We start from the raw sequence: 26,354 nt of genomic DNA on the forward strand, positions 1-26,354 counted from the left end.
GCGCGCGGATGGCTAATTGAGCACTCCCGCGCGGAGCCGGCGCTTTACTGCCGGCTCTCTGTTTACGAGAACTGCCGACGGAGCGGCACGAGGATGTCTTCGATCAGGGGAGTGCGATCCAGTCGGAGCGCAGCCCGCCGGATGACCATGGAGATTGGTGCCCGATCTACCTGACCCATCCCCATCTGAAGGGAGCCGCCCATGGAAGTTTGCTGTGCGCGTGTCTTCCAGGTGCGGTATTCGCTCCCGGAAACGAACGCCGCGATCCCGAGGTGCGTTAGACGCTGAGTCGAATCGATGCGCTCGAGAGTCGCGGCTCCGTAGCGAAGTGCGGACTGGAGGCGTTCTCGCACGATCTCTTCAATGATCAGCATGCCTCCGAACCCGCTCATCTGGTCGTTCGTCTCGGTGTCCTCAAGCGAAAGGCGGAACGCGACCGCCCCCTGCTCGGTCAGTCGGATTGATTCGCCCTGTTCCTGCTGGATCAGGAGATCAGGGCCATCGAGAGCCACGACGCTTCCCTTGGTCCGATCGAGGAGGCGGCTATCGCCGAACAGCGCCTTCTGCTGCAGCTCCTCGCCGAGGTCGGGGTTCTCCATCTCGATTGGGCGCAGTATCTGTTGGAAGGGGCCGCCGACGATTACGAGTTCGAGCATTGTTGCCGAATGCTGGTTATGCCTTTCGACCGGTATCAGCGCCTTCGCTTTGGCGATCAGAGCCTCCTGATCGACCGGCCCGGTCGCGTTGGATAGAATGTAGTCGTGAAGTGACTGCGTGATGGCCTCATGCAGATCGGTCGCATCCCTGAAGCCACTACGGAAAAGACCGCCTTCCCACGCCTGCACCTCCTCAATGAAGGCGCTCTGTTCGGGCTGTGCCTCCACGCCCTGCTGGATGAATGCCAGAATGGGTTTCGTCCCGCGCGCTTCCCGATATTCCTGATGGGTGGCGGAGATCGCCGAGCCAGGGGGAACGAAACCGTAGTCCGGTCCGAGTATGAGGACGACGAGGTCGGCCGCCCGCACGCCCTGAAGGCAGGCAATCTGCGACGAGTTGGGCTGAGCTGGAAAGTCCTCAGCCATTATGACCTCGTTGCGCAAGGTCGTGATCGCTTTCCGTGCCGCATCACGGAGTGGTTCATAGCGAGTGATCAGTGAACTGACGAAGACCTTCACCTAACGCTCCAATCTGCCTTTGCGGCGTGTTCGTGAATTGCCTCTCGGTCGAACTGAGAGGCGCCCAGATCGATCCGGTCGACTAGGCCGCCATCAGTTCGAAAGGCGACCAGCTACGAGCGGACGAGGTTTCGAAGAAGACCACGTCCTGTTCCGAGAGACGGATGAACTGCTTCGGCTCGATCGCCACGCGCTCGCCGGCGCGCACCATCCATATGAGACTGTCTGCAGGGCAGTTCGCCCGTGCCAGAAGGGAGGCGGTGTCGATTACTTCGGCGTCGATGCCGAGAAGCTGACCATCGATGTCGACAATGTGGCGCAGTCCGATATCCGAGAAACCCATTTCTGATCTCCTTCTTCCGATAAATAGGAGATTCGCACGCGCGGGTGTCAGAAGCTGTCACCCCCATGTTCTCGAAGGAGACAAAGTGCATTTACGAGCGTCATCTCTTCGACCGTCCTGCACGGCGTCTCTAGGAGAAGTGGGCTGGCGAATACGACTGCCGAGGCCTGCGCGCGGGATACGGCGACATTGATGCGGTTCAGAGAGAAGAGGAAGTCGATGTCGCGCGGCAGTTCCTCACCACTCGAGGTTGTCATCGACACCAGGCACACCGGAGCCTCTTGGCCTTGGAAACGGTCGACAGTGCCCACACGTATTCCTGAGGGCAGTGCTGCGCGCAACGCGTTCACCTGGGCATTGTATGGGGCGACAACCAGAATGTCGCTATGTCCGACCACACGATCCGCGCCGTCGCGTCCGCGATAGGTCGAGCCCAGAACCATGGCGATGTGAGCGCTGATAGCGTCGATCTCCTCAGGGCAGACCTGCGATCGGCCACTGTGGACTACCATCCTGACGCCAGCTCCGACGAGCGAGGTGCCGTCGGCGCTGAAGAGCGCCTGGGTGTCAGCCGCGTCGTCGGGATGGAGCCGGTCCTCGTAAACCGCGGCGGATATGAAGCTGCAGATCGATGGATGCATGCGGCGGCTTACGGGCATGAATATGCCCCTGTCTTCGGGCACGACGCGATGCCCATCTATGAGATACTCGAGACAAGATTCCCCGCTGCGTCCGGGATGCGTCCCTTGTAGCGGCTGCGGCAGCTGCATCGGATCGCCCACAAGGACGAGATTGCGCGCCGCTCTGGACATCGCCATGATGTTCGCCAGTGAGACCTGCCCGGCCTCGTCCACGAACAGATAGTCGAATGACGGCGCATCGTAACGGGCGAAATGCCATGCCGTCGCTCCCATCACATCAGCAGTTCCGATCTCCGGCGAATCGTTCGACTGGACCAGTGTGATGCCGGGATGGGAGTCGTCGTCTCCATCGTCGTTTGCCTTCTGAACAACCCGGCACTCAATTCCCTCGTTTGCCGCCCGGTCAGCTATCGCCTCGAGTAGGTTGCCGATGGCCTTGTGACTGTTAGAAGAGACGGCAACGCGTTTGCCCACGCGGATGAGATCAACGATCGAAAGCGCGCTTACATAGGTCTTGCCGGTTCCAGGCGGCCCCTGGATCGCGAGAGTCGTCCCGTTCATGTCCGCGATCGCCGCGCTCGTTTGGGAGGAAAGGTCGCAATTGGGGTCGATGATCCCCGCTGTGCGGGAGCCGCTGCGAAAGACGGGTGGACTACGTGTCAGGAGCTGCTCGACTGCACTCGCGCGACCCGTGTCCTGGATTATGTGCTCGGTGACTGCAGCTACCGCATTGCGGAGCGTGGCATTCGCAATGGGCTTGCCTGGAATGAGGTCAAGGCGGTCGGGAAGCGGACCCTTTGCGGTCGAGCGGCGCAGAACCAGCGTTCCAGCGGTAGCGTCGAGTTCCCGGAGATCGATGTCCTCGGGCATCGCAGCGGGCTTGACGCACGGCTTCTTGCCGGCACGGAGCTTCGTCTCCTGCGCCGGGAAGCGGTATGTCCGCTCGAACGACTTGGCCGTCACTTTGACCGGGTCGCCAATGGCTTCGAGCCCCTGGATGCATTCGAGGTCGTCGAGGAGATCTTCGCTCTCCTGAGCGAGTCGATCGAAGATCGCCCACCAGGCAGGCTTGTCTTCGCGCTTGTGGAAGAAGTTTAGGTCGAGAACGAGATCGGCCACTTCGTCACCTAGCCGGGCTCGGACGGGGACCAATCGCGTCCGAAGCGCGTCGATCTCGGCGTCCTCCTCCGCGACGTTCGACAGCGCACCGGCTTCGGGCACCTCGCCCAACCTCGGCCACGGCATGTCGGCCGGTCGCACGTCCGCGACCAGCCAATCGCGTAGCAACTGCGTCGAAATGCAGTCGGTCCTGTTGTAGTCGTAGATTTTTTCTAGAAGCGCGTCGTCACCAGTCTCGCGCCAGTTCTCGTAGAACACCACGCTTGCACCGGCCGTGGCAACGTCCGCATCGCGCTTCGGCATGTAGAATGCCTCCAAGTCCTTGATTGAATAGCCCTTCTCCGAGGCGATCAGCGATCCCGATACGACCTTGAATAAGTCGACGAAGCGGCGTTCGCGTTGGAGCTGGTCCATCGCGGCCTCACCCACTCGATGGGCAGCCGTCAGGCGGCGAAGCGCCGCGATCTCGTAGTTCGCGTAATGGTAGATCCGTGCTTGGGGATGTGCACGAAGATGATCGACGAAGAATTCCAGCAGCTCCGCGACAGCTTGGCCTTCGGCCTCGCGATCGTGAGCCCAGAAGGCGCGAAACGTCCATTCGCCTTTATCGCGGAACCACACGCCGTGCAGATACTCTAGACCGCCCTCGTAGTAGGGGTCACCCTCTATGTCGTAGAACAGGTCCCTGTCGTCGGGCTGGGGCAGGAGACCGAAGCCTTTGCCCGGCTGAAAGTCGCGAAGTTCAAAACCGGGGGGACCACCAGCGCGGCGTTTCCGCTGTAGCTTCGCTTGCGTTGTCAGCCGCGACTGCACCTCAGGCGACAGCTTCGGAACCCTGCCTTCGACATCAGCGAGACCGTTGAGCGTCCCGATGCCGAACGCCTCGAGCTTGCCGCGCTGGGATTTGGTGATGCCGGCGACGAGCGACAGGCTGTCCGTATCTTCCCATTCGGAGCGGCAGTGATCCTTCCACCTGCAAAGGCCGCATCCGGAAACGGGGTCGGACCTGGTTTCGGGACGCTCGTGAAGGAACGTCTCGAAGACGTTTCGAGCATTCCGGGCATAAGAGGCTACGTCAGCCAGCCGGACGGAGAACCGCGAGCCATCACCAAGTTGGAGGTGTGCGGCTTCCGGGCGTAGTTCCTGGACATCCGTCAGCAGGTCGGAATAGAGGGACAGCTGAAGAACATGCTTCGGATCCGGTTTCCGCTTCAGCTTCGTGTCGACCACCTCGTAGGACCAGGGACCAATTGCCGACGGCCGGTCGATCCGCTCCAGAAAGTCGGTATAGCCTCCCCAAGCGCCGCCCAGTAGCGCTCCCTGGAATATCACGTCCGGTCCGTCACGCATCGCATCAATCGTGAGTTCGACCGAGCGCTCGAGTGGAATTCCGTCCTTGGGTATCTCGACGATCGAGCGGCCAGTCTCGCGCAGGCCCTCAAGGAACGCGAATTCGTGGGCGTCGCCCTGACGCTGGAGCAGAACCGCCTCATCACCATCTGCTGCGGGCGTGACGTCGCCTATTTCCATCAGTCTCAGATCGAGCGTCGTGGCGTGCCTGCACCCCTTGAACCGCATCAGGTCGGAGGCGGAAAGGCGGAGTTTTCCGTCGAGCATGCGCATTATAATTCCCCTTTGGACTCGGAATAGCATATATGGGTGACAAAATCTGTCGGGGTTATCGTCATGGCCTTTTCGAAAGCGCAGGAATTGCTGAGGCTGGCGATGCTGGCAACGGGACGCCGTGGCGTGACGCTGGAGGACATCCAGGAGGAGTTCTCATGTTCGGAAAGGACAGCGCAGCGTATGACCTTCGCGCTGCAGGCCGCCTTCCCCCAGACTGATTATGCGATCGGCGATGACCGAAGGGCGAGATGGAACATCCCTGCTCGTGCCATTGCGCCGCTCCTGACACCCTCGTCAGAGGAACTCGTCGCTTTAGCGGAGGCGATCGTCCAGCTGGACCACGCGGGCATGCCGAAAGAGGCCGCACATGCGCGTAGCCTGGAACGGAAAGTGAGGGCGCTAATACCGCCCGACAAGGGAACGAAGCTCGACGTGGACAAGGAGGCGATCCTGGAGGCGCTCGGCCACGCTGCCCGCCCTGGACCCCAGCCCGCCGCCGACAAGGACGTAGTCGAGGCGATCTACGAAGCGCTGAAGGGCCCGAACCTCCTTCGCATCAGCTATCGGAAGCGAGACGAAGACGAGCCAAGCGAGCGCATCGTCGCGCCCCACGGCCTCCTGCTTGGCGTGCGCCGGTATCTTGTTGCGCGGGATACCGGCAAGGGACGGGAAGCTAATCTGCGACACTATCGGGTCGAAGAGATCTACGAAGCGGAGATGCTCGCCGGATCTTTCGAGATCGATGCTGGCTTTAATCTGAAGCGGCATGCCGAGAAGGGCTTTGGTTCGTATGAGAGCGAACGGGAGTTCGGTGAGGTGGTCTGGCGCTTCACGCCGGATGCAGCCGCCCACGCCCGGCGCTTCGTCTTCCACCCCACGCAGTCCACGGAGGAGGGGGAGGATGGATCGCTTACCGTGAGCTTCATGGCATCAGGGTTTCTGGAGATGACGTGGCACCTCTACCAGTGGGGGGATGCCGTGGAAGTGTTGGCGCCGCCAAGGCTCCGCGAGATGGTCCATGAATACCGGCGCGTCTTTCCGGCTCTGCCCTAACGATGACGCCGACTATCGAATATCAAAGTAGGAAGAGCCTGCATGAGTTACCTTGACGACCTCATCGAAAATGGAACCGGCTTCCGGGTCCGTCGGAGTGAGGGTGGCGCGTCCTTCCGGCCCACGGGCGGGTCGGACGCAGAGATGGATGCGTTTCAAGCCGTCGCGAGGATCCTGCTTCGCAATGAGGGCGATGGATACCGCGTTGCTAACACCCACAAGACCAGCGACCGCGCGCAGAACCTTTACGACACCGTCATAGTGACCATCGACGAATAGCGAACTGCTCTTCCTGTCGCGCACAACGTGGATGGGTGACAGTTTCTGTCATCCACTTGTGAGACTCATTGCTTGACGGAAACGAAGGAGTGATTCGTGGGAACGCTCAAGATCATCCATAGCGCCGATTGGCAACTCGGGAAGCCGTTTGGCCGCTTCTCTCATGAGGTGCGCAACGCGCTGTCCGAAGCACGGCTCGATGCAATCGACGAACTTGGGAAGGCCGCGATGGCGGCCGGCGCAGCACATGTTGTGGTGGCGGGAGACGTGTTCGACAATGTAGAGCCTGGCGATCGTATCGTCATGCAGGCGCTGTCCCGAATGGAGCGTGCGCCGCTGACGTGGTGGCTCATGCCGGGTAATCATGACCACGCCCGTGCGGGCGGTCTTTGGAGTAGGATTCGCGCTCGCGCACCGTCATCGGTGCGGATCGTTGACACCGCTGAACCGGTCGAGATGGAGGAGGGTGCCTGGCTGCTTCCAGCGCCCCTCGAGCATCGCAAGACGACGAACGATCCGACCGCAGCGATGGTTGAAATGGCGACACCCCCTGGAGCGCTTCGGATCGGGCTGGCACACGGTTCTATCACGGAGTTCGGAGCGTCTGGCGAGAGTTCGAACCTAATCCCTCCCGATCGGGCGAAGTCTGCGGGGTTGGACTATCTCGCGCTCGGGGACTGGCACGGTTTCCTGACCGTTGGCGATAGGACTGCCTATAGTGGCACGCCGGAGATCGATAGGTTCGGGCGGGATGAACCCGGCGCGTGCATCTCCGTGGATCTGCGGTCCGAAGAACCTCCGCAGCTCCAAAGGATCGAGACTGGCCGTTACCGTTGGATCTCACGCCGATGGAATGTCGCGAACGAAGAGGAGCTTGAGAGGGAGATCGCTACGCTGAGGACGGAGGCGCGCCTTTCCGATGTGCTGTTGTCACTCGATCTGACGGGGGTGGCGAGCCTTTCCGACCGTGTCTCTATGTTGACCCTCTTGGAGAACCGACTGGCGCACGAGTTGCGCAACCTCGATCTGGATACTGATGAGCTAATTGCCCAGCCCACGTCGGACGACATCGCGAGGATCGAAGTTCAGGGGGCCCTTGCCGGTGCCACTGCTGCACTGCAATCCCAAGCGGATACCAACGGCCCGAATGCGCAGATTGCGGCGGCGGCTTTGGAGCGTCTCTATGTCGAAGCCCTTCGATTTGACGCGGAGGTGTCGAAATGATCATCAAAAGTCTAGAGGTTGCGAACTTCCGCAAGTTCCGCGATCCCCTTCGCGTCGAGGGCTTCACCGACGGTCTCAACGTCGTTGTCGAGCCCAACGAGACGGGTAAATCGACCTTGCTGGAAGCCCTCCGTGCTGCGTTTTTCGTTCGATACTCTGCCAAAACCGAACTGGTGCGGTCCTATGTTCCGATCGGTGACGACGTCGCGCCAAGAGTGTCGGTTGGCTTCCACATCGGAGAGGATGCCTGGACGCTCGAAAAGCAGTTTATGAAGTCGGCGTCCGTCCGCCTCTCCGGGGCCAGCGGCCGCAAGGAGAGCGATGCCGCTGAGGAGGCGCTGCAAGAGCTGCTGGGGTTCGAGCGGGGTAACAATAGGGGGACTGACCCGGAAACCCGCGGTCCGCTCGGCCTACTTTGGGTGGAGCAGGCCACTGCGCTGGCGGTCGAGAATCCGAACCGCATCGTGCGTGACACGGTCAGGGGCGTCCTTGAGGCCGAAGTGGGGGCGGTTACGGGAGGCCGTCGGTTCGATGCGATCCGGTCCAACGTTGAGACCGCATATTCCGCACTTAGAACTCCCTCAACCGGGAAGTCGAAGGGCGATCTGGCGGCTGCCGAAACACGGCTCGCCGACGCGATCGCAGCGCGCCAAGCTGCCGAAGCCGTGTTTCGCGACTATGAGGGCACGCTTGCCGACCTCGAAACTGCGAAGTCACGCTTGAAGATCTTGGAGCGCGATCTCGTCGATCCCGAGGCGGTCGAGCAGCGTCGCAAACTCGAGGACGATCTGAAGACCGCTGAAACGGCAGCGCTTCGACATTCGGCTGCCGAGGCGCAGCTCGGTCAGGCTGATGCTATCGTGACAACCGCTTCGGCGGCGATGCGGCGCCTTGACGCTGCTGATGGCCGGCTGAACTCTGCCAGAAAAGCCCTCGAGACGGCGAAAGGATCGCTGGAAGAGGCTCGCTCCAACGCCGAGAAGTTGAGCGAGGAGGAGAGGGCTCTGCGTCAGGCGCTCGATGATGCCAGACAGGAGACGGAAGAGCATGAGTTGGCACTGGCGGGTGCTCGTGATCGTGCCCGTATATTTGCCACGGCTGCTGGAGCACGCAGGGCGATCGATGCTCGGCGTGCGCTTGACGATCTCGAGGCTCGGGAGAGGGAGCTGAAGCAGGCATCGGCGGATCGGATCGATGCCGATGAGCTCGGGAAGGTTGCTGAATACGAGTTGGCCGCGATCCAGGCGCGGGCGCGGTTCGAAGCCGGCGCCGTCAAGGTCGAGGTGGAATTGAACGAAGGCTCTGCCCTTCGGATCGACGGTGAAACCGTGGAGGTAGCCAGCATCGAGGTCTTGAAGGCCACCCGGTTTGAACTGGGGACTGCTGGTAGCGTGACCGTTCGTCCCCCAGAGGGGGCAAGCCTTAGCATCGAAGCGGACTTGGCTGCAGCGGACGGAGAGCGTGACGCTGCCCTGAGGCGGCTTGGGATCAGATCGCATTCCGAGGGCATCACGCGAAACGAGCGTGCGGCAGCGGCCGAACGGGAACTCGTGGCTCTGCAAAAGCAGATCGCGTCTGCGTGCCCTGGTGACGCGTCGATCGCGCTGGCGCCTGGTGCTGATGCACTGAAGGCGTTCGTTGCGTCTCTGGGCGAGGATCTCATCGATGCGGTCGCGCCGGTGGACGACATCGCTGCCCTCGAAGGGGCGGTGACGGAGGCCAAGCTGTCTGAGGCGACCGCATCTGGCCGACGTGAGGATGCAAGGGAGGCGCTGTCGAAGGCGGAACGCGTCAAGGCGACGGCTGATGCCGATCACGGAAGTGCGCATCGCGAGATGGAAGCGGCGAGCGAGTACCTCCGGACTGTGACCGATGCTGGCGACCGGGAGAAACTGGCAGCGGACCTTCAGTCCGCGCAGCGCGATCGGACTGCCAAGTTCGAATCTGCGGAGAAGGCGAAAGCGGGGACCGAGGCATTCGATCCTGAGGCCATCCGTCGGCGCATCGATAACATCGATCGCGCTGCGCGGCGGGCCGGAGAGGAGCGTCTCGAACTCACCGCATCGATCGCAGCGCTCGAAGCCGCAGTTGCAAGGGAGGGAACAAGCGGGCCTGCAGGAAGGATGGCGGAGGCGCGTGAGAATGAGGAGGCCGGAGCGACTTCCCTCGAGCGCCTCAGGCGCGAGGCGGATACGCTCGACATGCTGCGGAAAGCCCTGACGCAGGCGGCGGACGAGGCTTCTAGGACGTTCCTTGCACCCGTGACGGCACGTGCGGGGCGCTACATTCAGCAACTTCTGCCGGGTAGCGATTTGTCGTTCAACGAAGAGCTCGGGCTCGCTGGGGTGACACGGGCTGGGATCGACGAGGCGTGTGGCGACCTTAGTCGGGGAACACAGGAGCAATTGGCGATCCTGACTCGTCTGGCGTTCGCAGACCTGCTGTTGGAGGATGGAGCACCGATTTCCCTCATACTGGATGATCCATTGGTCTATTCGGACGACATCCGGCTGGAGACGATGACGGACATCCTGCAGGAGGCGTCCAAACGGATGCAGGTCATCTTGCTAACTTGCAGGTCCAAGGCATTTCGTCATGTCGAAGCTAACCGGATCGTGCTCAGATGAGCTTGGGAATGCCGACCCGCAGTCGGTTTGCGATCTCGTTCACCGAAGCTGAAGAGGCCTTAGTCGCGCGGATTGATTTCCGTCGGCACAACCCGACCACTCGGGAAGCTCGCACCGCGTATGAAGGAAACCTGGAGCCGATACCCCGCCTACTGTCGTCGCTCAGCGAACGGAATGCCATTCCCGCGCAGCGCGTGAGCTACTGGACCGATCCAGAGTTTCGGACGGGCCGCCTGAAAGGCTCGCGTGAGCAGCTATTCGCTAGGAACGGAACGGTAGGCGAGGAAGCGTTCGTGCATTTTGGTTTCCTACCGACGCTCCATTACTTCCTCTTCGGGGTGAATCTTCCGGTCGCCGTGATTGCCGCCTTCGAAGCCGAGGTGGGGGATCCCCGATGGGCCTCGCTCGACGACGCGCTCGAGCATGGGAGGTGCGCCCGGGATCTTGTTAGTCAGTACTGCCTCAATCCGTCCGACGCGGGCGACGAATTTTTCAAGCTGGCGTTAGATCTCGGATTGTGGGTACAGACGGCCCTCAGGATTGAGCAGATTGTAAGACATAATCGATAGGCGATCTTGTGCTTTCATTAGGCCGTTTGGCGTCCCGCGTCGACGAGCTGGCTCTATATAGCTCGTTGTGGTTGATAGCTTGCCGGAAAGCTGCCTGTCCGCACCAAGGAATCCGGAAATCGGCGCTGAATGGCAAAGAAGGGTCGGCTGGCGACTGGCAAGTCGTGGGACAGAGCCGCCATTCGAGGTGCCGCAATGGAACGGCAGGTTGTTCCATAACCTGTCGATGGTCTGTTGACGTTCGATCGGTGGGACGATCGTCCGGTTCCAGGCGAGTGATTTTCGGTTAAGAAAAGGCTGCCATGGGAGGAAACGGGACGCTCTATGGAAGGGCGTAACCAACCGTCGACTGAGCAATAAGGCGCTCCTCATTGTCCTGCCATAGCCGCACGTCAACCGTTGCAAGCCGCCTTCCCAACTTGAGCAGACGAGCGTCGGCAAAGACTGTCTTAAACTCGCAACCTCGAAGGAAAGCTATGGACAGCGAGTTCGTCACTGCCATTGCTTCTGCTCCGTGATGGGCAGCAATAACGGCGTACGCGGCTACATCCACGAGCCCCATCAAGGTCGGACCCGAAACAAGGTCACCGGGCCTCATCATGGAGTGATCCGGTTCAAGCCGCATCCGCAGATGGTTCAAATCCAAGCTGACCACCTCGCCGAGATTTGCGCGAGCAGATGTTGGGAAAGCCTCGTCGAGAAACGTCGAAACCTGAGCCTGCGACAGATGTAGCCGCAGCGAAGCTGAGTGTGATTCTGTTACCATGAACCCCTTTAGCGCTTTGTAGTCAGGTCTGCTAATGGGCGTTTCTTGACCTGCTGAAATCCGCGATGATCTGGGGAGAAGTTGCCGGTCGGCTAGCGCCAACTCCAACCGTTCGCTGGAATATTTTGTGAGAGTTGAAAATCTCTGCGCAAATGGTAGGGAGGTCTCATGGTAACGCCCACGACCTCTATCAACGCTGCCACGTGGTATTTCGCGGGCGCGTTCGGCGTGGCGCCTCCAGTAGCACCTCCTGACTTTGTTGGATCGATATTCGGGCGTAAGGCGGCGGCGCCGCCCCCGAGCATCTGAGCCTGTCGTACTGACGGGCTGAAATTCAGCCTGCATGTCCCCGGCTTGCAGGCAATCGGACCTCATTTTCAGGTGTTTTTTCATGTTCAATCGACATGTGTCGGCGCTTCTGCCGACCACGGCGTTCGTCTTGCTTTGGAGCAGCGGTGCCATCGTTTCCGAAATCGGGCTACAGCATGGCTCGGCCTTCGCATTGCTGATCCTGCGATATGGCCTGGCTCTCGCCGTTCTTGTCGCTGCGGCGATTTACAACCGCAAACTTGTGCCGGAGCAAGGAAGCAGGTGGCGCGTGGCATTTATCGGCTTCTCAATCGCGGGCGTCTATTCCGTTTGCTACCTTCTGGCCATGGAGCACGGCGTTACGCCAGGAGCGCTTGCGACCATCCTTGGCGTCCAACCGATCATCACCGTTCTGTTAACTGAGCGTAAGGCGGGAGTGTTGCGCATACTCGGTCTACTTCTGGCGCTCGGTGGCTTGGCCACGGTCGTCGGTGATGGTCTGGTCGCCTCAAGGTTCGAGCCGCTTGGGCTCGTATTTGCGTTGCTGGCCCTTCTTGGGATTACCTTCGGTTCAATCGCTCAAAAGCGCGAGACGCAAGCGCCTTGGGTGGTCCTTCCCATGCAATATGCCGTCGGCCTGTCGCTTGCATGCAGCGTAGCACCGTTTGCCGGCGTCGAAGCCACATGGAATGCGCCGTTCGTGCTGTCAGGCATATGGCTCGGGCTGGTAATATCCGTAGGCACCACCTTCCTGCTTTATCGACTGATTGCCCGCGGAAATCTAGTGAACGTGACTAGCCTCTTCTACCTCGTGCCCGGCGTCACGGCCCTGATGGATTGGGTCTTGCTCGGCAACCCTATGTCCCATTGGGCGATCGGTGGACTGCTACTGATCATGCTCGGACTCGCGGTGACATTCCGGTCTAAAGCAGTCTGAGAAAATTTGCGGCTCGCTGCCTTTGGGAAGCGAGCCGTTTCAGGCACAATTCAAGATTGCTGAACGGCGAGTTTTGGCATGCTTGGCCGTTCAGCGGCTGCTCGCTGAACGGCGTCATTGGTCGCAAGCCACCATCTGCATTGCGCCCATCCAAGTCACTCGAGTGGAAAAATGCTGTGCCAACGACCGGTCGGTCCGCTTATGACTAGGGCTGGGACAAACCCGCCCTTCGTGGGCTTGACCTTGAACGACGGGTTTCGGATGAACCTGCCGCTCGAGAGGCTGCCCCCGGATGTTTTCAAGAATATCTACCATTCTCTCGCGCAATTTTTCTTTTATACTAACCAATATGTAACAGGGTAATTAGTCAATTTGCGTTTTGCGAAAGTCTCAGATATTCTGAAGTTCTTAGCTGCTTCTCCTTCTTGCAGAGTGATGGGTTCCGTTCGGCATTCCAATGCATTGGGCATACTGGATCGTATAGATTCGGATCCTCATTGACGACCTCGACCGCAAACGCCGATTGGACATAAGGATCATCTATTCTCCGGCTACTGTCCCTCGTGTTTGCACGAGGAGCACCTAATGCATCCGCTTGAGCAGTATTCAAATGCACAAAATTGTCATCCGTGTATCCAGGCATACGTGGACTGGCGTAAAGTGTAAGACGGCGGCCTTTATAGATAATGTTCACCGCCCGGTTCGCATAGCCAAAGGATGGACTTACATTTACGGTGAACCTTTTTGGCTCTTCCTCACCAGAAGGTACTCCAATTTTGACAGGAATCCCCACGTCGTTAAACGGAGGCTCCCGTTTCTCAGCACGCTGCCTAATCTCCATGATGGCTTGATTGCAGGTCTTACTGTTCTTGTTGACGCATATTTTGTCCATGAGTAGGCGATATGCTCCCTCGCCTGGCGGGCCAAAAGCCGTTTCCTTTGCCAAGGCCTCAACCAAGCGAGGATCACTCTTCTGGAAAAAATTGAAGCGCCCCAAGATTTGACTGGCACTATCTCCATCCTCCAACAGGGCATCCGAGATCTTTGACTGTGTATCATAAAATATCTTATAATACAGAAATGTTCCTGCGAACGTAATTATGATGACAGAAAAGCTCAAATAAGCCACAAACTTTAAGTTCGCGACTCGCTTTTTGTCCTTTAATGTTTCGAGTATAAGATTGTAAGTCTGATCAGCTGTCAGCTTGCGCGTGTTTATCCTTTCAATCTTTAAGAGTCCGTTTGGAAAATCAGGGATGAGCGTTTCGGCGTAGTAGGTTTCCACCCATGGCGACGAGGATCATCGCCTGTGAGACGTCGATGCGCTTTTCGTAGTCGCGGACCAGACGGCGCCATCGGGTCATCCATCCGAAGGTGCGTTCGACGACCCAGCGGCGCGGAAGCACCTTGAAGCCCTGCTGGCGATCGCTTCGACGGATGACCTGCACGACAAAGTCGAGGTAGCTGGCCTTGTCCATGAGCTTGAGGCGATCATAGGCGCCATCGGCAAAGAGATGCTTCACCCACGGCCAGCGCTTGCGGATGCCATCGAGGATCGCCTGAGCGCCTGCACTATCGGAGATATCGGCGGTAGTGAGGTTGACCATCAGCAAGCGTCCATCGGTGTCGACTGCGATATGCCGCTTGCGACCGACGATCTTCTTGCCTGCGTCAAAACCGCGCTTTTCTGCGGAAGGCGCCTTGACCGACTGGCTGTCGATGACCGCCGCACTGGGGCTGGCTTCTCGCCCCTCACGTTCTCGGTCCAACATCAATTCGATGTCGTGGATCGTCTGGAACAGGAACCTGCGTGCCAGCTCCCGAAACCAGCCATAGACCGTCTGCCAGGCGCCAAAATGGATCGGCAGCATCCGCCAACCACACCCCGATCGCACCAGATAGCGGACCGCGTTGATCACTTCGCGGAAATCCACCTCGCGGGGACGGCCTCGACGACCCGGCTTGGGCATCAACGGCGCAAGGCGATCCCATTCCTCATCGGTCAGGTCACTGGGATAACGCTTCGTCTTCTTCGCAATCTGGGCCATCCGCCCCCGGCTCTGCTGCGTCCACATCCAGAGCCTGAATCACGCAGATACGCCTATGACAACCCCTGCCGCCGATTTCCCAAACAGCCTCTAAGGTGTTTTCGATAATTTCGAGGCCCTCAAGCTTTGCCCTAGCAGGTAGCGCCGACAGGGCCTTGGTTTCGTCTAGCCCTCGGCCGAAGAAACCGAGGAGGGTGCGCTGCTTGATGGCTGCCAGAGCCAGCAGAAATGCGCCAACAACGCCGACTAGCGGAACCACCAGATTCAAGATGTCCATGACTTCCTCCGTCTGGCTGCTATGTCGTAGCTCATAGGAATGGCAGTCCCGCGATCCCCGTCACAACGCCTGTTATCTTGCTGGCGACGCTCGCGATGTCATTGATGCTGTGCGCCGCCCTATTGAGCGCATCCGCCTCCTTCTTTGCTTCCTGTGCTCGCGCTGTGAGCTCCGACGCCAGGTTGCTCTCGGCGATCGCCTCATCAATCTCCTTGAGCATACTCACCGCGAGCGACCGTAGCTGAAGCAGGATGGCGTTGATTACTTCGAGCGCCTTGCGATAGTCGGACGACGGATCATAGGAGAAATCGGCGTCCGTGAACGTGCTTTCCGCCAATGATAAGGTGTTCACCAGCGCATCGCGCGTCGCCTTATAGACTGGCAGAGTTTTAACTTGAACGGCCATCACTGTTTCTCCGTTTCAAAGGCGCTCTTGGTCTCACCGATAGTGCTCGCAAGATCGACGATGGCGACTATGGCTTCGTGCAACTCCTTGATCGTCGCTCCGGCTTTGGCCGCCTCGACGAGCTTGGCGTGAGCCGCGCCGATCGCGGCAAAGCGTGAGCGGTCGATTTGATACGCGTTGAATCGCTCGACTGCGGTAAACAGCTTGTCCTGCGCGGAACGGATCGCAGTGACATCGCCTCCCGCGCGCACTTCATCCGCATTCTGCTGCGCCTTAACGACCGCTTCGTAGAGCGGAAGCCGATCATAAAGGTCGAGCTGAGAGTCGGCGTCGCCGAGGATTGCCGCGGAGCGCTGGACCAGTGGGTCGGCTTCAATGATCATATGCTTGAGGACGCTTTGACGACGCGCGGCAAAGTAGAGATTGCCCAGTTTCGCGACGAGCGTCCCGACCGCGTTGAGCTTAGCCGCAGAATCTTCCTCGCTGGAGCCGGTGACTTTGCGGATCGCGCCGTCCAGTCCTCCGATCGAAGACGCCAGATTGCTCACCGAAGCGGTGAAGGTTTGTTGATCTTCCGAAGCGTCCGCGGCGAGCAGCACCAGGCCGCTGGCGTAGTCTACCAAAGCGGAATTGAGAGTCGTGATGTTCTCGAATCGGACGTCGGGAGCGAGTTCCCGAAATTCTCCCTGTGATACCCGTTCCGTGAGCCTGCAGCGCGGAAATGGTTTGACGAGCGCGGATTCCGGATCGGGCGGAACATCGGCGAGTGTCCTCGCGCAATCCCGGAACCTGAGCTCCGTTTTCGTCTCTGCCAAGCTCTGCCGGTATCGCTCAATCTCGTCCGCCGCCACTGCGCCCAGACGCTCATTCTGCTGTTCGGCAGCGCTTCGGGTCAGCGCGCCGAACTGTCCGGCGGTCTGCGTGAAGCGGGTCGTGCTGCAGCCGGAGGTCGCCAAAAGAAGCATGGCGCCCGTCATGCAGCGAGTTACTGCGCCAATCGCCCGTTCCCGTAGAAGTGTTGAAAATTGTTTATAGTGAGTTTCGTGCGGCGGTTTAACCGCTGCCGCAAGATTGCTCCTGAACATATGTAATCCCCCGTTTTGCGGCAACCGCAAACAACTTTAATCGGCTGCGAGCCCGAGGAATGTCCGCTCATTTTCAATGATCGGCGGAATGTTGAGTTGATAGTAGCATTTTCGGTAATGACGGAAAACGATTCTTTGAGACGATATACTTCGCCAGCAAGATCGTAATTTTCTGAAAGTCCATTGATCAAGTTGTGTGGGAGCGCGATGCAGAGACACGCCCAATACCTTGAAACATTAGGATTAAGCACTGTTTTCATGTCAAATTTCGATCAATTTTATCTGGGGTCTCGTGACTTGAAGTTTAAGCGCTCATTTTGGAGTGAGTGCTCAACGAATCCGTCGAGCTTGACTGTGCTCGGAATTCCCTACTGGCATGCCGAATGAACATAATGGCGCACTGCGGAAGGCAGCTTTGTAACCAGTGAATGGCCAGTTCCGCCGTAAGCCGACCTGCTAACGTCGCATCCGAGCGACTTGAGTTGGTCGCGAGTTGCAAGTCCTTGGCGGACTGCACCTGAGCATTGGGAATCGTCGGCGGAAAGACCGGTATGGGCCGCTGGCAGTCAGAAGCACTGCCAGCGAGTGTCGCTTTTTCACCAACCACCGGCAACGGACTGGATGATGACGCCGGTGTGTCGGGAGATCAGCACGAAATTCGTTCCCGCATAGCACCAGATATGGCCGGTCGGTGCTGGGGACAGTCCATAGCCGACCGGATTGACGACGACATAATGGCGCATCGACAGGGGGAGGGTGCCACCGACGATCCAAACGCTATGCGCATGTCTGGGCGGGATGGGGTAATAGCCGTAGCCGGGCGCGAAATAATGGCCATGGCGCGGCCCGTGATAATGGACAAATCCGGGGTGGCCGCGCCACCAGCCGGGACGGCCGCGATCGACGATGACGGTGCGGCTGTGCACGACCCCGGCGCGGGGCGCGACGGTCGTATGCCGGACGACCTGCGCCTCTGCGGCGGGACTGGCCATTATGGCCATGACGGACAGGAACAGGGTCACGCTGCCTGCAAAAGCGGCGCTGACGCTGACACCGTGCTTCGTGAGGGATTGGGGATTGAAAAACCGGGGCATGATCGGACTCCTTGGGTGGGAAGCCTGATATGGATGGCCTTTGCATCATCCGGTCGGGTGCCATGTATCAGTCCGTGTCGGTCATGCCGGTCCGGTTCCTCCTGCACTGCGGAGCAACAGGATGGCGCGAAACCCGCCTTCCGCGCGATTTTCCAGCACCAGGTCGCCCCGGTAGCGCTGGGTCAGTGCCTGGACGATCGACAGGCCAAGGCCCACGCCCCCCGTCCTGCGCGCGCGCGACGGCTCGAGCCGCTCGAACGGTTCGGTCAGGCGCGGCAGGCTGGGTTCGGGTACGCCGGGGCCGTCATCCTCCACCATGATGCGGATGAACGGGCCGTCGGGTTCGACAAGGATACGCGCCTGTCCGCCGCCGTAGCGAACCGCATTGTCCAGCAGGTTGGCCATCATGCGCTGGAAGGAAATATGGGAGACATGGGCATGGACGGCATGGGGCAGGGGCGCGACGTCCACATGCTGGTTGCGCTGTAGGCGCTCTTCGGCGACCAGCGCCAGTTCGGCGCGAATGTCGCATGTCGCCATGTCTAGGTCGGTCGCGGCCGATTCCCGTGCGAAGGTAAGCGTGTCGCTCAGCAGGTCGCGCATTTCCTCGATATCCTTGCCAGCGAGGGCACGCTGTTCGTCATCCTCAATAAATTCGCTGCGCAGGTCCATGCGGGTCAGATAGGTGCGATAATCATGTGCGATGGCCGCGAGCATGCGCGTTCGTTCATCAAGCAGCGTCCGCAGATGCTGGCGCAATTGCCGGAACGCTTCGCCCAGTTCCACGATCTCGCGCGGGCCGTCGGGCTTCAGCGCATCCAGCCTGTCCTCGCGGACAGCGCGGGCCAGCCGTTCGACAGGCCGCGTCGTCTGCGCGGCCAGCCACAGGATGACAGCGATATCGACAATCGCAACGGCGGCTAGGAACAGCATCAGATTGTTGACGATCTTGGTCAGCGGCGCTGCGACCATCTGTTCGATCATAATGGCATCGCCGCCGGACAGGGCGACCGATATCCGCACGGGGTTCATCGTGACGGCGGGGCGCATGTCGAGGTCTGCGGGGCCGATGTCGCCTGATGTTTCGATGCGGAACGGCCTGCCGCCCAAAGCCTCCTGATAGCGGGACAGGGTCGTGGGCGTGGCGGAGGATGCCTGGCCCGCAGGCAGTGCCGCCAGCATGGTGACGCGCATGGTCGCATCGGAAAAGGCGCGGACAAGATCGGGATGCGATCTGGGCGGCGTGCGTTCGAATGCGGTGACGACCAAAGCGACCTTTTCGGGAACGGGCACCCGATATAGCGGGGCCATCTTGCGCATGTCCGTCTGTTCCAGGAACAGCAGAATGACGGCAATCATGGCCAGCAGATGGAGCAGGACGATGAGGCCTATCCGCTCTCGCAACCGGGGCGGGCGCAGCTTCAGCATCGGGTGACGGCCGGTGCGAACAGATAGCCGTCGCCCCGCACGGTGCGGATCATCACGGGTTCGCGCGGATCGTCGCCCAGCTTGCGCCGAAGCCGGCTCATCTGCACGTCGATGACGCGATCGACCGGACTGGCATGACCGCCCCGTGTCCAGTCGATCAGCAGTTCGCGCGACAGGATGCGGCGTGGGTGTAGCACCAGCGCATGGAGCAGGTCGAATTCGCTGGTGGTCAGGCCCACCGGCTCGCCCGCCGGGTTGGTCAGATCGCGCGCGCCCAGGCGCAGCAGCCAGCCGTCAAACCGGAAACTGTCGCCATTCTCCTCGCTGGCGGCCGTGTCTATGTCACGGGTCCGGCGAATGATGGAGCGCAGCCGCGCCAGCAATTCCCGCTGGTTGAACGGCTTGGCGAGATAATCGTCGGCGCCGATTTCCAACCCGATGATCCGGTCGATCGGATCGTCTTTCGCCGTGACGATCAGGATCGGCAGGCGCGGCCAGCGGGCGCGCAGGCGCTGGCATATTTCCAGCCCATCCTCGCCGGGCAACATCAGGTCGAGGATCAGGCAATCGAGCCGTTCCAGCACGCCATCGACGTCGAGACCGGCCGAATTTTCCATGGCCAGAACTTCAAACCCCTCACGGGTCAGCAACATGCGCACCAGATCTCGAATGCCGGGATCATCCTCGACAATCGCGACCTTGCCATTTGATGCCTGCGTTTCGGCCACCATGCCATACCTCTTTGTCGTCAGCGCCTGTGCCGATGGTGCAGCGCCCCCGGAACCATCTAGCATGGTTCCAGGGGGAATTGATCATTTGCCACGTTTTGCGGCGGCGGCGCGCAGTTCGTCCGGTGTGACCTTGCCGTCCTTGTCGGCGTCGATCATCGCGAAACCACGATCGCGGCGACCGGCCGCCTTCCATTCTTCCAGCGACAGCGCGCCATCCTGATTGGTGTCGGCCTTGATGAACATTTCCCTGGCCTTTGCCGACGCATCCTGCGCCATGGCGGTCGGGCTCTGGGCGATGACCGCGGCGGCCAGCGACAGGGCGCTCGTCAGATATTTCATGTCATTCTCCTTGTATCAGGCCCAAAATGAGCGTGGCCGATATAGCGCGCGCCACCGCAGCATGTTCGACCCCCGGGTGAAGACAGATTACGGTTTGTAACAGCGCGATCCGGCGCCCGATCCCGCTGCAAATATCCGACACATTATGCGGCAAGGCCGTTCACGGCGCGGTGCGACATGTCCCGTCCCGCGCCTTTTGCTGACGCGGAGAAGGAGTATGCATCATGACATTGCGCCAATTCACCACGATCATCGTTTCGACCCTGGCCATCGCAGCCAGCATATCGACGGCCGAAGCCCGCAACCGTTCCTTTCAATATAGCCACAGCCGCAACGTGCAGGGGCCGAATGGGCGAGGGCTGCACAGCAGCTACAACGCCTCGCGCGGCGGCGGGCAGGCAGCCATGAGTCGCAATGTCCAGACCAATGACGGACGTGGCTTCAGCAGCCAGCGCGGGTATCAGGCGCAGGACGGGCAGTTCCACGGCTCCACCAGTCATGTGACCAACAGCGGAAAAAGCTGGGGGCGATCGACCAGCGCGACAGCCAATGGCGACGGGACCGCAACCTATCATCGCAACATGACCGGTCCCAATGGCGGGTCGGCCTCATGGTCCGGCACTATCGGCGACTGACCAGGCTGAACGCGCGCCTAGCGCCGCCAGCCTGTTACATAGCGTTACAAAGTGCGTATCAGATGGTTGCAGACCTGCTCCATTCCCTTGGCCTTGCATGAACCGGCCTGCCTCGGCGGCCTTTTTCCATGGGGATGGAATGGCACGTTTTGCCCATATCGTACCGATCGCGTTGCTGCTGCTTCCGGCCTGTCGGGATGAGCCGCAGGTCAGGGATGAACGGCGTGCCGTGGCCGTCCAGCGCATCGGCGCCGATGCCGGCATCGGCACAACCTATGCCGGCGAAATCCGGTCCGCCTTCGAAAGCCAGATCGGTTTCGAAGTGGCGGGCCGGATCGTCGAGCGCAGGATCGACCTTGGCAGCAGCGTCCATGCGGGCCAGACGTTGCTGCGTCTCGACAACAGCGATTATGCGCGGGCGCTGGACAGCGCGGCGGCGCAGAGCGGTTCGGCCCGGACCGCCGCCGCCGTGCAGCAGGCTGATCTGGCGCGGTCGCGCGAATTGCTGAAGCAGGGCTTCATTTCCCCCGCAGAGTTCGATCAGCAGAAGGCGGCGGCCGTTCAGGCGCAGGCGCAGTTGCGTGCCGCCGGCGCCCAGAGCGGAACGGCATCGGCGCAGCTGGGCCGCACCGTCCTCACGGCGCCGCGCGCCGGCGTCGTCACGCAGATTCAGGGTGAGGTTGGTCAGGTCGTGGGCGCGGGACAGGCGATCGTGACGCTGGCCGACCCGTCCCGGCCGGAAATCGCGGTGGCGCTCCCGGAAGGCAGTCTGGACCGGGTCCGGTCCGCCTCACGATTGAGCGTGAGCGTGTGGAGCAGCCCGGGCCGGCATTATGCCGCCAGACTGCGCAGCATATCGGGCGCTGCCGATCCCGCGACGCGGACCTTTGCGGCACGCCTGTCCGTCGATGCGCCGGCACAGGCGCTGCTGATGGGCGAAACCGCCGAATTGCGGGTCGAAGGCGATGCCGGCGATGCCGCCGTCCGGGTGCCGCTGACCGCCGTGCTGCAATCCAACGGGCGCGCACAGGCATGGGTGCTCGACCAGCGAACGATGGTGGTGCAGCCGCGCGCCGTGCAGATCGGCGCGGCGCAGGGCGACATGCTGACCATCCGGTCCGGCCTGAAACCGGGCGAGACCATCGTCACGGCCGGGGTGCATCTGCTGCGTGCGGGCGAGAAGGTTCGTATCGTGCAGGTGCCGCAGTCATGAGCATCGACATGAAGGGCATGAACCTGTCCCGCTGGGCGCTCACCCATCAGCAGATGGTCGGCTTCCTGCTGGTGCTGGCGGCCGTTGCGGGCCTGTTTTCCTACATGGCGCTGGGGCGCAAGGAAGACCCCGAATTCACCGTCAAGACGATGATGATTACCGTCGGCTGGCCCGGCGCGACGGCGCAGCAGATGTCGCAACAGGTGATCAAGCCGATCGAGACGGTGTTGACCGAGAATATCGCCGAGATCGATTATGTGAAGAGCAAGGCCCGACCGGGTCAGGCGACGCTCAACGTCACGCTCATATCGACGGTCAAGAGCAGCGCCGTCCCCGATATCTGGTATCGCATCCGCAAGACCGTGACCGACAATCGCGCGGACCTGCCCGACGGGGTCGTCGGACCGGCCTTCAATGACGAATTCGGCACGACCTACGGCAATATCTATGCCGTCACGGGCGACGGCTTTTCCTATCCGGTGCTCAAACGCTATGCCGAGACGCTGCGCGACCGTATCCAGGCGCTGCCCGATGTCGCCAAGACGCAGATCATCGGCGCGCAGGATGAAGCCATCTATGTCACCTATGACAGTGCGCGTCTCGCCATGTCGGGCATCTCTGCGCAGGCGATAGCCGACGCGCTCGACACCACCAACGCGGTCGCTGCATCAGGGATCGTAGAGGCCGGCGCGGAACGGGTGCGGATGCAGGTGACGGGCGATTTCGCATCGGTGGAGGCCATTGCCGCAACGCCGATCGTCGCAAACGGCAAAAGCGTTCGGCTCGACGCCATAGCCAGGGTCGAACGCAAGCCGGTCGATCCTGCGACGTTCAGGATGCGTTTCGGAGCGAAGGACGCGGTCGGTGTGGGCATCAGCCTGCGGTCGGACGGTGACGTCGCGCGCCTCGGCGAGGATCTGAAGCGCACGATCGCTGCCCTCCAGTCCGAAATGCCGGTCGGCGTGGGCATTCATACCGTGTCCGACCAGACCCATGTGGTCGACGAATCCGTCGGCGAATTCACGACATCGCTGATCGAGGCGATCGTCATCGTGCTGGCGGTGAATTTCCTGTCGCTGGGCTGGCGGCCGGGCATCGTGGTGGCGCTGTGCATCCCGCTGGTGCTGGCGATGACGTTCCTGTGCATGTTGTATATAGGCATCGACCTTCAGCGCATTTCGCTGGGCGCACTCATCATTGCGCTGGGTCTGCTGGTTGATGACGCGATCATCGTGGTCGAGGCGGTGGCGACGCATCTGGAGGCGGGATGGACCCGGACGCGGGCGGCCGTCAGCGCCTATAGCGTGACGGCGGTGCCGATGCTGGTCGGCACGCTCATCACCGTCGCCGGTTTCCTGCCGATCGCCATGTCGAAGGCGACAGCCAGCGAATATGTGATCTCGCTGTTTCAGGTAATCGCCATTTCGCTGGTCCTGTCGTGGATCGTCGCGGTCATTTTCACGCCGTTCATCGCCTATCATCTGCTGCCCCAGCGCGCGGATGCGCGTGACGACGCGGGAGAGCCCGAAGAACAATATGAAGGCCGCTTCTACGGCTGGTTCCGGCGCGTGCTCGACCGCTGCCTCGACCGGCGCAAGACGGTGGTGGCGGTCGCGCTCGCCATGTTTCTGGGGTCGATGCTGCTGTTCCAGATCGGCGTGCCCCGTCAATTCTTTCCCGCGTCCGACCGACCCGAACTGGTGGTCGACCTTCAGCTGTCGCAAAATGCAAGCTTCGCCCAGACGCAGGCCGTCGCCGCCCGCATGGAAAAGCTGCTGGCGCGCGATGACCGGGTGGTGTCCACCACTGCCTATGTCGGGGGTGGATCGCCGCGCTTCTACCTGCCGCTCAATGTCCAGACGCCCGATATCACGCTGGCCGAACTCGTGCTCCAGACCAGGGATGAGGAAGCGCGCGAAGGCGTGATCGCCAGCATCCAGAGCCTGTTCGCCATGCATTTCCCCGAAGCGCGCGGCCGTGTCAGCCGTCTGGAAAATGGCCCGTCGGTCGGCCAGCCCGTGCAGTATCGTGTGGCGGGACCGGACCTTGCGCAGATCGTGCCGGTCGCGAAGAAGCTGGAGGAACTGATCCGTGCGGACAGTCACGCGCGCGACGTGAACAGCGATCTGGGCGAACCGCTCAAGGCCATTCGGATCGACCTGGATCAGGATAAGGTTCGCGCGATCGGCCTGTCGACGCAGGCGGTGCAGCAATCGTTGCAGGCGGCGATTGGCGGGGCGGGTACCACCAGCTTTCGGGATCGCGATCTGGCCCTCGACGTGGTGCTTCGCCTGAGTGCGGCGGAGCGGACCGACCTTGGTCGCATCGCCAACCTGCCGATCTCCACCCCCAATGGCGCAGTGCCGCTGGCCCAGCTTGGCCATGTATCGGCGGGCAGCGAACCGGCCGTCATCTACCAGCGCAACCGTCAGCCGACCATCACCATCTCCGCCGATGTCGAAGGCGAGCAGGCAAGCGACCTGACGAAGCGGATCGAACCGCAGATCGAGGCGCTGCGCCGCGATCTTCCGTCCGGCGCCTCCATCGTCAAGGGCGGGTCGGAAGAACAGAGCAGCATCAACCAGAAGGCGACCATGGCCGCCGTGCCCTTCGCCATCTTCGTGATCGTCATCCTGCTGATGCTCCAGCTCCAGAATGTGAAGCGGATGCTGGTGGTGCTGGCGACCGGGCCGCTGGCGCTGATCGGCGTGGCGCTCATCATGGCCCTGTTCCGCATCCCCTTCGGCTTCGTCGCCATGCTGGGATCGCTGGCGCTGTTCGGCATGGTGCTGCGCAATTCGGTCATCCTGATCGCGCAGATCGACACCTTGTCGGGCCATGGCCTGGCGATGCGGGAGGCCGTGCGCGAAGCCGCCGTCCATCGTCTGCGCCCGATCCTGCTGACCGCGCTCGCCGCCATCCTCGCCATGATCCCGCTCACCCGGTCGACCTTCTGGGGGCCGATGGCCTGGGCGATCATGGGCGGCCTGATGGTCGCCACCATCCTTACCCTCATCGTCCTGCCCGCGCTCTACGAGCTGGTCTTCGACCGCCCGCAGCATCGCGCCGACAGCCAGGAGATTTCCGCATGAAGCGCCTTTTCCTCTGTACCGCAGCGGCCATGCTCGCGCCGCCCGCCCATGCGACCGACCTCATGGAGGCATGGCAAGCAGCGGCGGCGCATGATCCCGATCATCTGGGCGCGCAGGCTGAGCGCGACGCGGGGCAGGAGGCCGCCGTTCAGGCGCGGGCGCTCAAGCGGCCCAGCGTACAGCTTCAGGGCGGATACCAATATAATGTCACAGAAACCAACGCCCGTTTCCCGGAAGAACTGGACCCGGTCTTTACCGGAAGCCGATCGAGCGGCCGGGCGACCGTTGGCGTGCAGGCGGTTCAGCCTTTGTATGATGCATCTAAACATGCACAGTCGATCCAGCTGCGCGAAAAGGCGGCCGGCGCCGATGTGCAGTTTGCCGGCGAGCAGCAACAACTCATCCTTCGTGTATCGCAGGCCTATTTCAAGGTGCTGGCGGCCGAGGACAGGCTAAGCTCCTATCAGGCACAGGTCGATGCGGCAGAACAGCAACGGCGCGCTGCGCAGGCGCGTTTCGATGCCGGGCGCGCGCGCATCACCGACGTGCGCGAGGCGGAGGCCCGCCGCGACGCGAGTGAAGCACAGCGCATCGGCGCCGAGGCCGAGTTGGCCTATGCCCGTGCCGATTTTTCCGAACTGACGGGCTTGCCGGCGGAAGGGTTGGACCGACCCGCCGGGAATTTCGCCGCGCCGTTGCCGCTCGTGACGCTGGAAGCATCCATCGAGCAGGCGGAGCGTCAGTCGCCGCTGGTGAAGGCGGCCGAGCATCAGGCAAAGGCCGCAGGAGCCGATATCGACCGCTACGGCCTTGCGGGACGCCCCGTCGTCGAAGGCGTCGCCGGTTATCAGGGCCAGTATCGGCTGGGCGGGGAAGGGGGCAATGGCATCATTCCCGACCGCATCCAGTCGGCGTCGGCCGGGCTGCGTATCACCATTCCGCTCTATGCCGGTGGGGCGATTCAGTCGAAGGAACGGGAAGCCCGCGCCAACGCCGTCAAGGCCGAGCGCGCCCTGGATGCCGCGCGGCGGGATGCTCGTCTTCAGGCGCAGCAGGCCTGGCATGCCGTATCGACCGGCGCGCGCCGCATAGCGGCCCTGAACACCGCGAACCGATCGGCCGGCTTGCAGCAGGATGCCGCCAATACCGGGCGGGAGGTAGGCATCCGCACGCAGGATGATGTCCTGAATGCGCAGAGCCAGAGCTTTTCGACCGACCGCGACCGGCGTCAGGCCATATATGATTATATGACGGCCCGGCTCCAGCTCGCCGCCGCGACCGGCGATCTGGGCGATGAGACGCTGACCGGAGTGAATGCGCTGATGAAATGATCGTGTC

The 26,354-nt window shown here is 61.3% G+C and carries 23 protein-coding genes; 10 read left to right on the plus strand and 13 right to left on the minus strand.

Annotated elements, in window-relative coordinates; genetic code table 11:
- Positions 1–62: 62 nt before the first annotated feature.
- From N6H05_RS13865 to N6H05_RS13875, 3 genes are all read right to left on the minus strand, one after another.
- A complete protein-coding gene (locus N6H05_RS13865) occupies positions 63–1,175 on the minus strand; it encodes a DUF4062 domain-containing protein (protein ID WP_284110037.1) in 1,113 nt (370 codons plus the stop codon).
- Between the two features lie 82 nt (positions 1,176–1,257).
- On the minus strand, positions 1,258–1,518 hold the full coding sequence (locus N6H05_RS13870; RefSeq protein WP_284110038.1) for a hypothetical protein: 261 nt from the start codon (positions 1,516–1,518) through the stop codon (positions 1,258–1,260).
- A gap of 47 nt (positions 1,519–1,565) precedes the next feature.
- Entirely contained in the window at positions 1,566–4,901 is a 3,336-nt protein-coding gene (locus N6H05_RS13875; RefSeq protein WP_284110039.1) for a TM0106 family RecB-like putative nuclease, read from the minus strand.
- 63 nt (positions 4,902–4,964) lie between these two features.
- On the opposite strand from N6H05_RS13875, the gene N6H05_RS13880 reads away from it, so the two are divergent.
- The 5 genes from N6H05_RS13880 (at position 4,965) to N6H05_RS13900 (ending at position 10,656) form a co-directional block, all read left to right on the plus strand.
- Positions 4,965–5,957: a helix-turn-helix transcriptional regulator gene (locus N6H05_RS13880; protein WP_284110040.1), complete on the plus strand. Its 993-nt coding sequence runs from the start codon at positions 4,965–4,967 to the stop codon at positions 5,955–5,957.
- Between the two features lie 42 nt (positions 5,958–5,999).
- Complete coding sequence (locus N6H05_RS13885) at positions 6,000–6,236, plus strand: hypothetical protein (protein WP_284110041.1); 237 nt, start codon at positions 6,000–6,002, stop codon at positions 6,234–6,236.
- A 96-nt stretch (positions 6,237–6,332) separates the two neighbouring features.
- On the plus strand, positions 6,333–7,460 hold the full coding sequence (locus N6H05_RS13890; protein WP_284110042.1) for a metallophosphoesterase family protein: 1,128 nt from the start codon (positions 6,333–6,335) through the stop codon (positions 7,458–7,460).
- Positions 7,457–10,087 carry an AAA family ATPase gene (locus N6H05_RS13895; RefSeq protein WP_284110043.1) on the plus strand — a complete coding sequence of 877 codons (2,631 nt, stop codon included), beginning with the start codon at positions 7,457–7,459 and terminating at the stop codon, positions 10,085–10,087. Before N6H05_RS13890 ends, N6H05_RS13895 begins: the two co-directional genes overlap by 4 nt.
- Before the next feature lie 8 nt (positions 10,088–10,095).
- A complete protein-coding gene (locus N6H05_RS13900; RefSeq protein ID WP_278984160.1) occupies positions 10,096–10,656 on the plus strand; it encodes a hypothetical protein in 561 nt (186 codons plus the stop codon).
- A 322-nt stretch (positions 10,657–10,978) separates the two neighbouring features.
- Here N6H05_RS13900 and N6H05_RS13905 read toward each other — a convergent pair whose 3' ends face one another.
- On the minus strand, positions 10,979–11,422 hold the full coding sequence (locus tag N6H05_RS13905) for a PaaI family thioesterase (RefSeq protein WP_284110044.1): 444 nt from the start codon (positions 11,420–11,422) through the stop codon (positions 10,979–10,981).
- Between the two features lie 391 nt (positions 11,423–11,813).
- Here N6H05_RS13905 and N6H05_RS13910 point away from each other — a divergent pair, with 391 nt between their 5' ends.
- Positions 11,814–12,668, plus strand: a complete 855-nt coding sequence (locus N6H05_RS13910) for a DMT family transporter (RefSeq protein ID WP_284110045.1) — start codon at positions 11,814–11,816, stop codon at positions 12,666–12,668.
- A gap of 367 nt (positions 12,669–13,035) precedes the next feature.
- Here the strand turns inward: N6H05_RS13910 and N6H05_RS13915 are convergent, their stop codons facing one another.
- The 9 genes from N6H05_RS13915 to N6H05_RS13955 form a co-directional block, all read right to left on the minus strand.
- Positions 13,036–13,953 carry a hypothetical protein gene (locus tag N6H05_RS13915; protein ID WP_284110046.1) on the minus strand — a complete coding sequence of 306 codons (918 nt, stop codon included), beginning with the start codon at positions 13,951–13,953 and terminating at the stop codon, positions 13,036–13,038.
- The gene (locus N6H05_RS13920) at positions 13,919–14,743 is read right to left on the minus strand and encodes an IS5 family transposase (RefSeq protein ID WP_284110047.1); all 825 of its coding nucleotides are present in this window, start codon (positions 14,741–14,743) and stop codon (positions 13,919–13,921) included. The genes N6H05_RS13915 and N6H05_RS13920 overlap by 35 nt, the downstream gene beginning before the upstream one ends.
- Positions 14,676–14,993, minus strand: a complete 318-nt coding sequence (locus N6H05_RS13925) for a hypothetical protein (RefSeq protein ID WP_284110048.1) — start codon at positions 14,991–14,993, stop codon at positions 14,676–14,678. Before N6H05_RS13925 ends, N6H05_RS13920 begins: the two co-directional genes overlap by 68 nt.
- A 31-nt stretch (positions 14,994–15,024) precedes the next feature.
- The gene (locus N6H05_RS13930; protein ID WP_048938947.1) at positions 15,025–15,399 is read right to left on the minus strand and encodes a hypothetical protein; all 375 of its coding nucleotides are present in this window, start codon (positions 15,397–15,399) and stop codon (positions 15,025–15,027) included.
- On the minus strand, positions 15,399–16,484 hold the full coding sequence (locus tag N6H05_RS13935; protein ID WP_139149962.1) for a hypothetical protein: 1,086 nt from the start codon (positions 16,482–16,484) through the stop codon (positions 15,399–15,401). The genes N6H05_RS13930 and N6H05_RS13935 overlap by 1 nt, the downstream gene beginning before the upstream one ends.
- Before the next feature lie 596 nt (positions 16,485–17,080).
- Positions 17,081–17,578: an RcnB family protein gene (locus N6H05_RS13940; RefSeq protein ID WP_048938949.1), complete on the minus strand. Its 498-nt coding sequence runs from the start codon at positions 17,576–17,578 to the stop codon at positions 17,081–17,083.
- An 81-nt stretch (positions 17,579–17,659) separates the two neighbouring features.
- Positions 17,660–19,006, minus strand: coding sequence for an ATP-binding protein (locus N6H05_RS13945; RefSeq protein WP_048938950.1), 1,347 nt, complete (start codon positions 19,004–19,006; stop codon positions 17,660–17,662).
- On the minus strand, positions 19,000–19,737 hold the full coding sequence (locus tag N6H05_RS13950) for a response regulator (protein ID WP_048938951.1): 738 nt from the start codon (positions 19,735–19,737) through the stop codon (positions 19,000–19,002). Before N6H05_RS13950 ends, N6H05_RS13945 begins: the two co-directional genes overlap by 7 nt.
- A gap of 81 nt (positions 19,738–19,818) precedes the next feature.
- On the minus strand, positions 19,819–20,076 hold the full coding sequence (locus tag N6H05_RS13955) for an EF-hand domain-containing protein (protein ID WP_053094351.1): 258 nt from the start codon (positions 20,074–20,076) through the stop codon (positions 19,819–19,821).
- Between the two features lie 224 nt (positions 20,077–20,300).
- Between N6H05_RS13955 and N6H05_RS13960 the strand changes: the two genes are divergently transcribed.
- The 4 genes from N6H05_RS13960 to N6H05_RS13975 all read left to right on the plus strand — a co-directional run bounded on the left by N6H05_RS13960 (position 20,301) and on the right by N6H05_RS13975 (position 26,347).
- Positions 20,301–20,711: a hypothetical protein gene (locus N6H05_RS13960; RefSeq protein WP_048938952.1), complete on the plus strand. Its 411-nt coding sequence runs from the start codon at positions 20,301–20,303 to the stop codon at positions 20,709–20,711.
- A gap of 139 nt (positions 20,712–20,850) precedes the next feature.
- Complete coding sequence (locus tag N6H05_RS13965) at positions 20,851–21,924, plus strand: efflux RND transporter periplasmic adaptor subunit (protein ID WP_063976908.1); 1,074 nt, start codon at positions 20,851–20,853, stop codon at positions 21,922–21,924.
- A complete protein-coding gene (locus N6H05_RS13970; RefSeq protein ID WP_199909693.1) occupies positions 21,921–25,016 on the plus strand; it encodes an efflux RND transporter permease subunit in 3,096 nt (1,031 codons plus the stop codon). Before N6H05_RS13965 ends, N6H05_RS13970 begins: the two co-directional genes overlap by 4 nt.
- The gene (locus N6H05_RS13975; protein ID WP_048938954.1) at positions 25,013–26,347 is read left to right on the plus strand and encodes a TolC family outer membrane protein; all 1,335 of its coding nucleotides are present in this window, start codon (positions 25,013–25,015) and stop codon (positions 26,345–26,347) included. Before N6H05_RS13970 ends, N6H05_RS13975 begins: the two co-directional genes overlap by 4 nt.
- The last annotated feature ends 7 nt before the right edge of the window (positions 26,348–26,354 follow it).

Origin of the sequence: Sphingobium sp. WTD-1 (assembly GCF_030128825.1) — a bacterium.
In the GTDB taxonomy this organism is placed as follows: domain Bacteria; phylum Pseudomonadota; class Alphaproteobacteria; order Sphingomonadales; family Sphingomonadaceae; genus Sphingobium.